A 13,162-nucleotide genomic window follows, 5' to 3' on the forward strand; every position below is an offset into this window, starting at 1 on the left:
TGTCGCGTCAGCCCTTTGTCCGACGCTGGCACAACACCGGCGGAAGCGCGAGTGTTCCACGGGGTAAGGATCAGGGCGTGGGGTCGTACCTGTCGCCCACCAGGTCCCAGGCGCGGACACCACCCACGATTCCGGCCGTGTTCGGGACGACCACGACATCGTCCCCCATTCGCGCCACCTGCTCCGGCCGGATCAGCCGCGAGTTGCCGCCGCCCAGGTAGAGCCGGTCCCAGTGGAACACCGGCCGCAGGCCGTCCACCACCTGCCGGATCCGCCGGGACCAGAACGCGTCACCGAGGCGCCGCCGTTCCGGCTCCCCGACGTACGTGTCGTAGGTGGTGTTCCACCGCACCGGCGCGTGCGACAGCTCCAGGTGCGGCGCGATCGTCCCGCCGTCGAAGAGCGCGCTGCCCAGCCCGGTGCCGAGCGTCAGCACCAGCTCGCAGCCGGTCCCGGCGACCACGCCGGCGCCGTGCACCTCGGCGTCGTTGAGGACCAGCGCGGGCATCCCGAACGCCTCGGCCAGCGCGCCGCGCGCGTCGTACCCGGACCATTCCGCGACCAGGTCCGGGTCGACGCGGCTGCGCGGCCCGGCGCGGGTCACGTAGTGCGGGGTGGCCACCACGACGCCGTGCCGGATCATGCCGGGCATGCCGACGGTGAGCCGGTCCGCCGCGGGCAGCCGGGCGCCGAGATCGAGCAGCGTCCGCACGAACAGGGTCGGGGGCAGCGGGTACGGCGTGGGCACGCGCAGTGGACGGGCCCGCATGGTGCCGGCGGCGTCCAGCACGGAGGCCTTGATCCCGCCGCCCCCGCAGTCGATCGCCAGTGTGGTCGCCACGGCTGTGAGTCTCCCTCAGCGGTGTACCTGCCCGAGCGCGGGTCACGGTAATCCGGATGCGCCCGCCGGTAGGCTCGGTGACCTGATGAGCGCCACGTTGATCGCCAAGAATCTCACCGCCGGCCACGGTGACCGTCTCCTCTTCGAAGACCTGAGCCTGGTCGTCGCGCCCGGCGACGTGATCGGCCTGGTCGGGGTGAACGGCGCCGGCAAGTCCACGCTGCTGCGCACGCTCGCCGGGCTCCAGCCCCGCGAGCAGGGTTCGGTGGCGTTGAGCCCGCCCGGCGCCACGGTCGGCTACCTGCCGCAGGAGCCGGAACGTCGGCCGGGTGAGACGGTCCGGGACTTCCTGGCCCGGCGTACCGGCGTGACCGCCGCGCAGGCCGCGCTGGACGCCGCCACCGAGGCGCTGACCGCCGGCGCGGCCGGCGCCGACGACGCGTACGCGAATGCCCTGGAACGCTGGCTCGACCTCGGCGGCGCGGATCTGGACGAACGGGCCGAGCAGGTCGCGGCCGAGCTGGGCCTGGACGTCGGCCTGGACCATCCGACGACCGGGCTCTCCGGCGGGCAGGCGGCCCGCGCCGGGCTGGCGTCGCTGCTGCTCAGCCGCTACGACATCTTCCTGCTCGACGAGCCCACCAACGACCTCGACCTGGCCGGGCTGGACCGGCTGGAACGCTTCGTCACCGGGCTGCGCGCCGGCACGGTGCTGGTCAGCCACGACCGCGAGTTCCTCACCCGCACGGTCAACCGGATCGTCGAGCTGGACCTGCACCAGCGGCAGGTCAACCACTACGGCGGCGGCTACGCGGCCTTCCTGGAGGAGCGCGCGGTGGCGCGCCGGCACGCCCGCGAGGAGTTCGAGGAGTACGCCGACACGAAGGCCGACCTGGAGGCGCGCGCCCGGACCCAGCGCGCCTGGATGGAGAAGGGCGTGAAGAACGCCCGGCGCAAGGCCACCGACAACGACAAGATCGGCCGCAAGTTCCGGACCGAGTCGACCGAGAAGCAGGCCGCGAAGGCGAAGCAGACCGCCCGCCTGATCGAGCGGCTGGAGGTGGTCGAGGAGCCGCGCAAGGAGTGGGAGCTGCGGATGGAGATCGCCGCCGCGCCCCGCGCCGGCGCCGTCGTGGCCTCGCTCCGAGGAGCCGTGGTACGCCGGGGCGGCTTCACGCTCGGCCCGGTGGAACTCCAGATCGACTGGGCGGACCGGGTGGCGATCACCGGGGCGAACGGCTCCGGCAAGAGCACGCTGCTGGCCGCGCTGCTGGGGCGGCTGCCGCTGGACGAGGGGCATGCCGCGTTGGGGCCGGGCGTGGTGGTGGGCGAGGTGGACCAGGCGCGAGGGCTGTTCCTCGGCGACCAGCCGCTGCTCGACGCGTTCGCCGCCGCCGTGCCCGAGCTCAACCCGGCGGACGTCCGCACGCTGCTGGCCAAGTTCGGCCTGCGCGCCGACCACGTGCTGCGCCCGGCGGCGACGCTGTCCCCCGGCGAGCGGACCCGGGCCGCGCTGGCGCTGCTCCAGGGGCGCGGCGTCAACCTGCTGGTGCTCGACGAGCCGACCAACCACCTCGATCTGGCCGCGATCGAGCAACTGGAGTCGGCGCTCGCCACCTATCCCGGCACGCTGCTGCTGGTGACCCACGACCGGCGGATGCTGGACGCGGTGAGCGTGAACCGGCGGCTGCGGGTGAACGAGGGACGGATCGCCGAGGACTGATCCGTGCCGACCGGCCGGCCCGGGGCCACAATGACCTCATGCTCAAGTGGGAGTACGCGCTGCTGGTCCGCCGCCGCCAGGCGGCCGCCACCGACGCCGGGTGGGAGATCGTCTTCATCTGGTACGGCCCGGACGGTTCCATGATCGACGTCACGCCGTACGGCGACACCGCGCTGGCGCACCTGAACCGGGCCGGTGACCAGGGCTGGGAGCTGGTCTCGATGAGCGAGGACCCGTCCCTGCCCGGCAACGCCGAGCTGCACCGCTACCACCTCAAACGCCCGAAGCCGGCCTCCCCCCAGCCCCGCCAACGCATGCGCCCGACCCGCCGCACCCTCGCCACCTGACCCTCGCACTCCTTCCCTGGGTTTGATCATGAAGTTGACGGCAGCGTGTGCCCGTTCTGTCGCCGCCAACTCCATGGTCAACAAACCCGCTCCGGCGACTTCCACCGGCCGACGGCCCGTGCCGAACCCGCGGGTGACAGCCGGCTGCTCTGGGTGCGCTTGTTGTCGCCCGGGGCAACAACAAGCGCACCCACGTCGACCGTCACGCGCGTCGACACCGCCCGATGCAGGGCACAGCCTGCCCTGCCGTGCCTGCCTGCCTGCCTGCCCGAGTCGACCAAGGGCTTCGCGTCACGCACCGGCGCGTCCACCACCCGGCCGGACCGGGGAGGCAACGGGTAGCCGGTGTTGACCAAGGAGTTTGCGTCCAGAAGGAGCCCTCACGGGGACACAAACTCCTTGATCACTCCGACCCACCCGGGCTGGGCCCGGGTGGGTCCCGGGCCGAGGCGGGAGGGGACGGGTCTGTTGACCAAGGAGATTGCGTCTGGAGGGACGGCGCGGGAGACGCAAAGTCCTTGATCACGGGAGCGGGGGGTGATGGGGGGAGGGCGGGACGGGGTGGGGGTGGGGGGCGCGGGTGGGCGTATATCTGGGTGGAATGGGGGTAAGGCGCCGCCGGAGGTGGCGCATGGTGGCGATGGGGCAGGCCGCGCTCTCGGGTGAGCGGCTCCGGCAGGCCGACGGCTTCCTCGCCGAGGCGTGGGCCGAGCTGGCCGAGCACGACGAGCGGTTGCGCGGGACGACGGTCGAGGTGCGGTTCGACCGGGGCGTGGCGCATCTGACCGGCGAGGTCGACGATCCGGCGCAGCTACGGCTGGTGCGCGAACTGATCGGCCGGCTGTCCGGGGTGCTCGGGGTGTGGTGCCGGGTCGCTGTCGCCGGCCGTCCGCCGGTGGTCGTCGACCTGGGCTGCGGGGCGACCAAGCAGTGGCCGGGCAACCTGGGGCTGGACATCTATCCGGCGCCGGGGGTGGACGCGGTCGCCAACCTCTCCGGCTCGCTGCCGCTACGCGACGACTCGGTGGACGTGTTCTTCGCGGTGCACATCGTCGAGCACCTGATCGACTTCCTGCCACTGTTCGACGAGTGCCACCGGGTGCTCCGGCCCGGCGGCGTGCTGCACGTGATGAGCCCCTGGTGGCGGCACGTCAACGCGGTGGCCGACCCGACGCACGTCCGCCTGCTCGACGTGCAGACGTTCAAGGGCATCTGCGGTCAGCGCCCGCCCGGCGCCCCGCGCTGGTATCCGCTGCACGTCGGCTGCGACGGTGCCTCCGTCTTCGCCGACCTCACCCCGCTCCCCCCGAACGCCCCCGCCCCACCCCCCTCCCACCTGGCCCGCTTCTTCGACTGACCCAACCCCACCCACCCACCCACCCACCCACCCACCTGCCCCACCCACCCGCCCCACGATCTTGCGCTTCGGGCCCTTGAAGTGGGGCAGATGTCCCGAATGTCGGGGCACGAACTGCAAGATCGCCGGGGAGAGAAGGGGGAGGGAGGGAGGGAGGCGGGTCAGGGGGCGGATTCGCGGAGGGCCAGGCGGTGCGGGGCGACCAGTTCGCGGGGCGGGGCGTCGCGGTCGGTGGTGAGACGGCCGGCGAGCAGTTCGACCGCCAGGCGGGCGATGCGCTCCTTGTCGGGGGCGACCGTGCTCAGCGTGGGGATCGAGAACCGGCCGTCCTCGATGTCGTCGAAGCCGGCGACCGCGACGTCCTCCGGCACGCGCAGGCCCGCCTCGTGCAACGCGCGCAGCGCACCGAGCGCGAGCGTGTCGTTGAAGCAGAAGACGGCGTCGGGGCGTACCTCGGCGGTGAGCAGGTGACGCATGGCGGCGGCGCCGTCCGCGCGGTGCCAGGCCGGCGCGGGCGCCACCAGGCTGTCGTCGTACTCGATGCCGGCCTCGGCCAGCGCGGTGGCGTAGCCGGCCAGGCGCAGCCGGGCGCTGGCGCCCTCGGGGGTGCGCTGGGAGCCGATGGCGGCGATCCGGCGGCGGCCGAGCCCGACCAGGTGCGCGGTGATCTCCTGGGCGGCGGCCACGTTGTCGATCATGACGTGGTCGGCGGGGCCGTGGTCGACACGCTCGCCGAGCAGCACCATAGGGAGGCCGTCGAGGCTGGCGAGGTCGTCGGCGGTGAGCGCGAGCGGGCTGAGGATCAGCCCGTCGATCATGTGGTCGCCGATCCCGCTGGCGGCCTTGCGCTCCTGCTCCGGGCCACCGCCGGTCTGGTCGATCAGCACCGTCCAGCCGTGCTCGGCGGCGGCGACGACCACGTGCCGGGCCAGTTCGGCGAAGTACGGGATGTCGAGCTCCGGGACGGCCAGCGCGATCACGCCGGTGCGCCCCTTGCGCAGGTTGCGGGCCGACAGGTTGGGCCGGTAGTGCAGCTCGGCGATGGCCTCCTCGACCCGGGCCCGGGTGTCGGCGCGCACGTGCTGGTAGCCGTTGACGACGTTCGAGACGGTCTTCACCGACACGCCGGCCCGCTCCGCCACGTCCTTGAGCCTGTGCCGCACTGACATTCCTCCCCGCTGAGCGCTCCGGCCGCACTCTACCGCGTCACGACGACGTAACGACCTCTTTACATTGCGGGTTACAACGTTGTAGAAACCAGGGGCACGGTGACCACGGTCACCGGGGAACAGCTCCGACGGAAAGGTGGCATCCGTGCCGAACGCGCAGCTCACTGTCGACCCGGCGTTCCGGGTCGGTCCGGCCGACCGCCGGATCTTCGGCTCCTTCGTCGAGCACATGGGGCGGTGCGTCTACGGCGGGGTCTACGAACCGGGCCACCCCGACGCCGACCCGCGCGGCTTCCGTCGCGACGTGCTCGACCTGACCCGGGAGATGGGCGTCTCGGTGGTCCGCTACCCGGGCGGCAACTTCGTCTCCAGCTACCGCTGGGAGGACGGCGTCGGCCCGGCCGGTGACCGGCCGCGCCGGCTCGACCTGGCCTGGAAGACGATCGAGACCAATGCGTTCGGGCTGAACGAGTTCATGACCTGGGCCGCCGAGGCCGACGTCGAGCCGATGATGGCGGTCAACCTCGGCACGCGCGGCGTCGCCGAGGCCTGCGACCTGCTGGAGTACGCCAACCACCCCGGCGGCACCCAGCTCTCCGACCTGCGCCGTGAGCACGGCGCCGAGCAGCCGTACGGGGTGCGGCTGTGGTGCCTCGGCAACGAGATGGACGGCCCGTGGCAGGTCGGCCACAAGACCGCCGACGAGTACGGCCGGCTGGCCGCCGAGACCGCCCGCGCGATGAAGATGATCGACCCCTCGATCAGCCTGGTCGCCTGCGGCAGCTCCAACCGGAGCATGCCCACGTTCGCCGGGTGGGAGGCGACCGTGCTGGAGCACACCTACGAGCACGTCGACTACATCTCCGCCCACACCTACTACGACCCCTCGGACGGGGACCGGGCCAGCATCCTCGCCTCCGCCGTCGACATGGACGCGTTCATCACCGAGGTGACCGCCACCGCCGACCACGTCGGCGCCAAGCTGCGGCAGAAGCGCAAGCTCAAGATCTCCTTCGACGAGTGGAACGTCTGGTACCAGTCGCGCCTCCAGGCCGACCTGGACCGGCGCGGCTGGGTGGAGGCACCCGCGCTGATCGAGGACGACTACACCGCGGACGACGCGGTGGTGGTCGGCGACCTGCTGATCACGCTGCTCCGGCACGCCGACCGGGTCGGGGTGGCCTGCCAGGCCCAGCTCGCCAACGTGATCGCCCCGATCCGCACCCGGACCGGCGGCCCGGCCTGGCGGCAGAGCATCTTCCACCCGTTCGCGCTGACCGCCCGGTACGCGCGCGGCACCGTGCTGCGCACCGAGCCGGTCGGCCCGACGTACGAGACCAAGCGGTACGGCGACGTGCCGGTGCTGGACACCGTCGCCGTGCACGACGAGGAGACCGGCGAGCTGGCCGTCTTCGCGGTCAACCGGGGTCCGCACGACCTCCCGCTCGACCTGGACCTGCGCGGCCTGCCGGGGCTGCGCGGGGAGGCGCACACCACGCTCGCGGCCGGGGGCGACCCGGCCGCCACGAACACCGAGGCGGATCCCGAGCGGGTCACGCCCCGGGAGCTCACCACCCCCACCCTCGACGGCGGCCGCTGCACCGTGGCGCTCCCCGCCACCTCCTGGAACCTGCTGCGCTTCACACCTCAGCAGTGACCGGCCCATACTCCACATCCGTCCCCCAAGGAGTTCCCATGATCCAGAACGAGTTGAGCCGGCGGCGCCTGCTCGGCCTCGGCGTCGGCCTCGGCGCGGCGGCCTCGCTGACCCTGGCCGGATGCGGTGGCGGCAGCAGCAGTCCCGACCGCGCCGGCTCGGCCGGCAACGGCGGCAAGGACTACACCGGCCCCAAGGTCGACCTGAAACTGTGGAACGGCTTCACCGGTGGCGACGGCGAGATCTTCAAGACGCTGGTCCAGCAGTTCAACAGCGAGCACCAGAACATCGCGGTCAGCGTGGTCACCTACGAGTGGGCGGACTACTACAGCAAGCTGCCCGGCGCGGTCTCCAGCGGCAGCGGGCCGGACATCGCGGTCATGCACATGGACCAGCTCGCCACGTTCGCCGCCCGCGGCACGATCAGCGAGCTGGACGACGTGGCCAAGACGCTGGAACTCAGCGAGGGTGACTTCGCCCCCACGGTGTGGAAGGGCGGGCTCTACAACGAGAAGCGGTACGGCATCCCGCTGGACATGCACCCGCTCGGCTTCTACTACAACAAGGCGGTCATGCAGAAGGCCGGCCTGGACCCGGAGAAGCCGCCGGCCACCCGGGACGAGTACACCGCCGCGCTGACCGAGCTGAAGAAGTCGGGCGTGCAGGGCTTCTGGGTCAGCCCGTTCCAGTTCACCGGCGGCATGACGTTCTACAGCCTGCTGCACCAGTGGGGCGGGAAGCTCTTCGACGACGAGGTGGCCAAGGCGACGTTCAACTCCGACCCGGCGGTCGAGGCGTGCACCTGGCTGGTCGACCTGATCAAGCAGGGCCACTCGCCGGCCAACGTCGGCCAGGACGCCGACTACCTGGCGTTCAAGAGCGGCAAGAACGCGTTCAACTGGAACGGCATCTGGCAGATCAACGACCTGAAGAAGAGCCCGAACGTGCAGTGGGGCGTGGCACCGCTGCCCCAGATCGGCAGCCAGCAGGCCGCCTGGGCGAACTCGCACAACTTCACCATCGTCAAGCAGCGCTCGGCCAACGAGAACAAGGTCTCCGCCGCCAAGGTCTTCATCAACTGGCTCAGCCAGCACTCGCTGGACTGGGCCAAGGGCGGCCAGGTGCCGGCCCGTAAGGCGGTCCGGGAGAGCGCCGAGTTCAAGGCGCTCACCGAGGTCAACGCGCTCGCCCCGGAGCTGGAGTACGCGGCGTTCCCGCCGGCCGCCCCGGGCCTCGGCGAGGTCATCCTGACGTTCTACAACTCCTTCAACGAGGCCGCGCTGAACAAGAAGTCGCCGAAGCAGGCGCTGGACGACGGCGTGGCCAAGGCCAACAAGCAGCTCGAGGACAACCGCAAGAAGTACGGGAACTGATCCGTCGTGGCGGACGTGATCGAGGTCGGGGCGGCGCGGAACGGCGCGCCGCCCCCGGCGGGGCGTACCCGGCGCCGGCGCGCGACGGAGCGCGGCAACCGGTCGACGCCGTACCTCTTCCTCGCGCCGTACCTGGTCCTGTTCGGTGTCTTCGGACTGGCGCCGATCCTGTTCGGCGTCTGGATCAGTCTGCACCAGTGGGACCTCCAGTTGCCCAACCGGCCGTTCATCGGGCTCGACAACTACCAGGACCTGTTCTCCAGTGACTCGGCCATCTACGGGGACTGGTGGTCCAGCGTCCGGGCGACCGGCATCTTCACGCTGTTCTCGGTGCCGCTGCTGGTGGTGATCCCGCTGGGGCTGGCGCTGCTGCTCAACCGCTCGTTCCCCGGCCGCACGTTCTTCCGGGCCGCGTTCTTCGCCCCGTACGTGCTGGGCGTGGCAGTGATCGGCCTGCTCTGGCGCTTCCTGCTGGACGCCAACCTGGGCCTGGTCAACCGGGTGCTCGGCGCGGTCGGGCTTCCCTCGGACACGCCGTGGGTCACCGACGTGCCGTGGGCCTGGATTTCCCTGGTCGGCGTGACGGTGTGGTGGACCTGCGGGTTCAACGCGGTGATCTACCTGGCCGGCCTCCAGGACATCGCGCCGGAGCTGTACGAGGCGGCGAAGGTCGACGGCGCCGGCGGGTGGGACCGGTTCCGCCACGTGACGATCCCCGGCCTGCGCCCGGTCATGCTCTTCGTCTTCACCACCACGATCCTCGCCTCGGCGAACGTCTTCGGGCAGGCGCTCCTGATCACCCAGGGCGCGCCGGGCGAGCAGACCCGGACCGTGGTCTGGCGGATCGTGGACGAGGGCCTACGTGACTACGACGCCGGTCGGGCCGCCGCGATGAGCGTGTTCTTCGCGCTGATGCTGGCGGTGGTGAGCGTCGTCAACTTCCGGCTGTTCCGCTACCGGGAAGACTGAGGGGTCGACCATGTCGAAACTGCGCCCGGTGCTGCGCTACGCCGTACTGCTCCTGATCACCGCGATCTTCGTGACCCCCGTGGTGTGGATGCTGCTGACGTCGGTGAAGACGTACGACGCCGCCCAGCAGGTCCCGCCGAGCTGGCTGCCGAACCCGTTCTCCACCTACGGCTACGACCGGATCCTGAACGACACCGCCAACCCGGTGCTGCGCTGGTTCCTCAACAGCATGCTGGCGGCCACCCTGCACACGCTGCTGGTGCTGGTCACCGCGTCGATGGCCGCGTACGCGCTGGCCCGGATGCGGTTCCGCGGTCGCGGCCTGCTGTTCGCGCTGATCGTGGGCACGCTCTTCCTGCCGCCCACCTCGCTGATCATCCCGAACTTCATCATCGCCGAGAAGCTGAGCTGGATCGACACGCTGACCGTGGTGGTCGTGCCCGGCGCGGCGAGCGCGTTCGGGGTGTTCTTCCTGCGCCAGTTCTTCCTCTCCATCCCGGCCGAGCTGGAGGAGGCGGCGGTGCTGGACGGGGCGAACCAGTGGCAGGTCTTCCGGCAGGTACTCCTGCCGCTGTCGAAACCGGCGCTGGCCACGCTGGCGGTGTTGTCGTTCCTGACCAACTGGAACGACTTCCTCTGGCCGGTGTACGTGTTGTTCAGCCCCGAGCGGCTGACCCTGCCGGCGGGCCTGGGCCTGCTCCAGGGCGCGTACGTGACCGACTATCCGGTGATCATGGCGGGTGCGATGCTGGCGAGCGTACCGGTGCTGATCCTGTTCGTGTTCGCCCAGCGTCACGTCATCCAGGGCGTCTCCCGCAGCGGCCTGAAGGGATGACCGGCCGACTCACCAGGCGGCGCGGCGCGGTGGCCCTGGCCACCGCGCCGCTGCTCGTCGCGCTGCTCGTCGCCGGTTGTGACGGCGGATCCACCCCATCGAGTACGCCGGAGGGCGCACGAGTGTTCACCAACCCGGTCGTCCGGACCGACGCTCCCGACCCGCAGGCGATCAAGGTCGGCGACACCTGGTACCTGTTCCACACCAACGCCGGTGGGCAGAACGTCCCGGTGCTCACCTCGCCCGACCTGGTCGAGTGGACCGCGGCCGGTGACGCGCTGCCGGAGCTGCCGGACTGGGCGGACGCCGGCAAGACGTGGGCGCCGGAGGCGATCCAGCTCGCCCCGGACCGGTTCGTCCTCTACTACACCGTCGCCGACCGCGCCTCCGGCCGGCAGTGCCTGGGTCGGGCGGTGGCCGGTACGCCGCTCGGGCCGTACCTGGACGACTCCGACAAGCCGCTGGTCTGCCAGCCGGAGTTGGGCGGCTCGATCGACGCCAGCCCGTTCCGGGACACCGACGGCAGTCTCTGGCTGTTGTGGAAGAACGACGGCAACGCGATCGGGGTGGACACCTGGCTCTGGTCGCAGCGCCTGACGCCGGACGGGCTGCGGCTGACCGGCCCGGCCACGAAGCTGCTGAAGCAGACCGAGCCGTGGGAGGGCACCCTGATCGAGGGGCCGTTCTTCCACCGGCACGACGGGAAGCTGTTCCTGTTCTTCGCCGCGAACGCCTACGACAGGGACGTCTACGCCGAGGGGTACGCGGTCTGCGAGGGCCCGACCGGCCCGTGCGTCAAGGCGCCGGAGAACCCGATCCTGAAGAGCAACGACGTGGCCACCGGGCCGGGGCACGCCTCGATCGTCGAGCAGGACGGCCGCACCTGGCTGCTCTACCACGCGTGGCCGCCGGGCCAGGAGGGCACCACCGACCCGGGCCGCCAGATCTGGCTGAACGAACTGCTCTGGACCAACGGAAAACCGTCCGTCCACGGCCCCCTCCGCGAGGTGACCCGGTAAGGAGGGGCCCCCTCTTAACGCCTCCGGTATAGGAGGGGCCCCCTCTTAACACCGAGTGTTAAGAGGGGGCCCCTCCTTCAACTGCGGACTCAGGGGGTGGGGGCGGGCTCGGGGGTGTCCCCCGCGTGCTCGCGGCGGGCCAGCCGATTCTTGCGGTGCCCGTAGCCGAAGTAGATGATCGCGCCGAGCGCCATCCAGATCAGGAACCGCACCCAGGTCTCCACCGACAGGTTGAGGCTGAGGTAGAGGCAGGCCACCGCCGTGACGATCGGCAGCACCGGCGAGAACGGCACCTTGAACGGCCGCTCCAGGTCGGGGCGCCGCTTGCGCAGGATCGGCACCGCCAGCGCGACCAGCATGAACGCGCAGAGCGCGCCGATGCTGACCAGGTCGGCCAGCGCGGAGAGCGGCAGGAAGCCGGCGAGCAGCGCCACCACCACCGTCATGATCGCGGCGATCCGGTACGGGGTGCCCCAGCGCGGGTGCACCTTGGCGATCGACGGCGGGATGAGCCCGTCGCGGGCGATGGCGAAGCCGATCCGGCCCATGGCCACCAGGTCGACCAGGATGACGCTGGTCAGGCCGGCGACGGCGGCGATGGAGACGAGCACCGCGGCCCAGCCGGCGCCGACCGCCCGGAACGCGGACGCGATCGGCGCGCCCTCGTCGATCTCGGTGTACTTCACCATGCCGACCACGACCAGCGAGACGCCGATGTACAGCGCGGTGGAGATGACAAGCGTGCCGAGCAGACCGAGCGGCAGGTCGCGCTTGGGCTTGCGGGTCTCCTCACCCAGGTTCGCCACGGCCTCGAAGCCGGTGTACGCGAAGAACACCACCGCGGCGGCGGTGAGCACCCCGACGAAGCCGAACACGGACGGCTCCAGCCCGAACAGGAGCTGGGTCACCGGCTGCTTGATGCCGTCGTCACCGGCGCCGGCCGGCTCGGCGGACGGGATGAACGGGGTGAGGTTGGCCGCCTTCACGAAGAACAGGCCGGCGATGATGACGAAGGCACAGATCGCCACCTTCACCAGCACCAGCACGTTGGTGACCCGGGCGGACTCGCGGATGCCGACGATGGCCACCACGCCGAGCACCAGCACGATGCCGATCGCGCCGAGGTTGACGATGCTGCCCTCCTCGGCGAACCAGGCGCTGGGCAGGCCGAACAGGTCGGTGAGGTAGCCGGACCAGCCCCGGGCCACCACCGCCGCGCCGAGTGAGAACTCCAGCAGCAGGTCCCAGCCGATGATCCAGGCGACGATCTCGCCCATGGTCGCGTACGCGTAGGTGTAGGCGCTGCCGGCGGTCGGCACGCTGGAGGCCAGCTCGGCGTAGCAGAGCGCGGCGAGCAGCGCGACCAGGCCGGCGATGCCGAAGGAGATCACCACGCCCGGGCCCGCGCTGTTCTTCGCCTCCACGCCGGTCAGCGTGAAGATCCCGGTGCCGATCACGATCCCGATGCCGAAGCCCATCAGGTCGACGGGCCCGAGCCGGCGGCGCAGCCCCGGCTTGCCGTCTTCGCCGTCGGCGTCGCCCTGGGCGATGACGTCCTGGATCGGCTTGGTCCGCAGGACTGACATGGATCACCTCCCCCAACGGTGCGACCACCGTGGTCGGCGGTCCGTGACCGGCCAAGCTACCCAGCGGTTCCGGTCCCCAATCCCGTACGTGAGGTGTCGGAATGGTCACGATGCGGCAGCGTGGGCCGGCGCGTCCGGGGCGCGTTCCGGCACGGCCGGCATCGATCCGGTCCAGGGTCTTGCGCCGGATCGGGATTGATGAAAGTTTCCTACTCGTGACGCACGTCGCACGGCGAATCTTGCCGACCGCGGCGGCGCCGCCCGTCCCCCGGGACCCGACGAAGGG

Annotated in this window: 11 protein-coding genes; 8 read left to right on the forward strand and 3 right to left on the reverse strand. The window is 71.2% G+C overall.

Going from position 1 to position 13,162, the window contains the following annotated elements:
* Positions 1-70 precede the first annotated feature (70 nt).
* Complete coding sequence (locus ACZ6O5_RS05180; RefSeq protein WP_107161877.1) at positions 71-841, reverse strand: ROK family protein; 771 nt, start codon at positions 839-841, stop codon at positions 71-73.
* A gap of 85 nt (positions 842-926) precedes the next feature.
* Here ACZ6O5_RS05180 and ACZ6O5_RS05185 point away from each other — a divergent pair, with 85 nt between their 5' ends.
* The 3 genes from ACZ6O5_RS05185 (at position 927) to ACZ6O5_RS05195 (ending at position 4,268) form a co-directional block, all read left to right on the forward strand.
* A complete protein-coding gene (locus ACZ6O5_RS05185; protein ID WP_465974525.1) occupies positions 927-2,564 on the forward strand; it encodes an ABC-F family ATP-binding cassette domain-containing protein in 1,638 nt (545 codons plus the stop codon).
* A 38-nt stretch (positions 2,565-2,602) separates the two neighbouring features.
* The gene (locus tag ACZ6O5_RS05190; protein WP_465974526.1) at positions 2,603-2,911 is read left to right on the forward strand and encodes a hypothetical protein; all 309 of its coding nucleotides are present in this window, start codon (positions 2,603-2,605) and stop codon (positions 2,909-2,911) included.
* Between the two features lie 631 nt (positions 2,912-3,542).
* Positions 3,543-4,268 (forward strand): methyltransferase domain-containing protein, encoded by a 726-nt coding sequence (locus ACZ6O5_RS05195; protein WP_465974527.1) that lies wholly within the window; start codon positions 3,543-3,545, stop codon positions 4,266-4,268.
* A 161-nt stretch (positions 4,269-4,429) separates the two neighbouring features.
* Here the strand turns inward: ACZ6O5_RS05195 and ACZ6O5_RS05200 are convergent, their stop codons facing one another.
* Complete coding sequence (locus ACZ6O5_RS05200) at positions 4,430-5,431, reverse strand: LacI family DNA-binding transcriptional regulator (protein ID WP_465974528.1); 1,002 nt, start codon at positions 5,429-5,431, stop codon at positions 4,430-4,432.
* A 151-nt stretch (positions 5,432-5,582) separates the two neighbouring features.
* On the opposite strand from ACZ6O5_RS05200, the gene arfA reads away from it, so the two are divergent.
* From arfA to ACZ6O5_RS05225, 5 genes are read left to right on the forward strand one after another with little or no spacing between them, the layout of a single operon-like run.
* Positions 5,583-7,094 (forward strand): arabinosylfuranosidase ArfA, encoded by a 1,512-nt coding sequence (arfA, locus tag ACZ6O5_RS05205; RefSeq protein WP_465974529.1) that lies wholly within the window; start codon positions 5,583-5,585, stop codon positions 7,092-7,094.
* A gap of 38 nt (positions 7,095-7,132) precedes the next feature.
* The gene (locus ACZ6O5_RS05210; protein ID WP_465974530.1) at positions 7,133-8,467 is read left to right on the forward strand and encodes an ABC transporter substrate-binding protein; all 1,335 of its coding nucleotides are present in this window, start codon (positions 7,133-7,135) and stop codon (positions 8,465-8,467) included.
* 6 nt (positions 8,468-8,473) lie between these two features.
* The gene (locus ACZ6O5_RS05215; protein ID WP_465974531.1) at positions 8,474-9,436 is read left to right on the forward strand and encodes a carbohydrate ABC transporter permease; all 963 of its coding nucleotides are present in this window, start codon (positions 8,474-8,476) and stop codon (positions 9,434-9,436) included.
* A gap of 10 nt (positions 9,437-9,446) precedes the next feature.
* Positions 9,447-10,271 (forward strand): carbohydrate ABC transporter permease, encoded by an 825-nt coding sequence (locus ACZ6O5_RS05220; protein WP_465974532.1) that lies wholly within the window; start codon positions 9,447-9,449, stop codon positions 10,269-10,271.
* Positions 10,268-11,290, forward strand: a complete 1,023-nt coding sequence (locus tag ACZ6O5_RS05225) for a glycoside hydrolase family 43 protein (protein WP_465974533.1) — start codon at positions 10,268-10,270, stop codon at positions 11,288-11,290. The genes ACZ6O5_RS05220 and ACZ6O5_RS05225 overlap by 4 nt, the downstream gene beginning before the upstream one ends.
* Positions 11,291-11,379: 89 nt before the next feature.
* On the opposite strand, the gene ACZ6O5_RS05230 is transcribed toward ACZ6O5_RS05225, so the two are convergent.
* On the reverse strand, positions 11,380-12,876 hold the full coding sequence (locus ACZ6O5_RS05230) for an APC family permease (protein ID WP_425791622.1): 1,497 nt from the start codon (positions 12,874-12,876) through the stop codon (positions 11,380-11,382).
* Positions 12,877-13,162: the final 286 nt, after the last annotated feature.

It is taken from the genome of Micromonospora sp. NPDC049201 (genome assembly GCF_055586805.1).

Coding starts and splice junctions, on each gene's coding strand:
- ACZ6O5_RS05185 (WP_465974525.1), top strand. CDS start 927: ATGAGCGCCACGTTGATCGCCAAGAATCTCACCGCCGGCCACGGTGAC.
- ACZ6O5_RS05190 (WP_465974526.1), top strand. CDS start 2,603: ATGCTCAAGTGGGAGTACGCGCTGCTGGTCCGCCGCCGCCAGGCGGCC.
- ACZ6O5_RS05195 (WP_465974527.1), top strand. CDS start 3,543: ATGGTGGCGATGGGGCAGGCCGCGCTCTCGGGTGAGCGGCTCCGGCAG.
- ACZ6O5_RS05210 (WP_465974530.1), top strand. CDS start 7,133: ATGATCCAGAACGAGTTGAGCCGGCGGCGCCTGCTCGGCCTCGGCGTC.
- ACZ6O5_RS05220 (WP_465974532.1), top strand. CDS start 9,447: ATGTCGAAACTGCGCCCGGTGCTGCGCTACGCCGTACTGCTCCTGATC.
- ACZ6O5_RS05225 (WP_465974533.1), top strand. CDS start 10,268: ATGACCGGCCGACTCACCAGGCGGCGCGGCGCGGTGGCCCTGGCCACC.
- ACZ6O5_RS05230 (WP_425791622.1), bottom strand. CDS start 12,876: ATGTCAGTCCTGCGGACCAAGCCGATCCAGGACGTCATCGCCCAGGGC.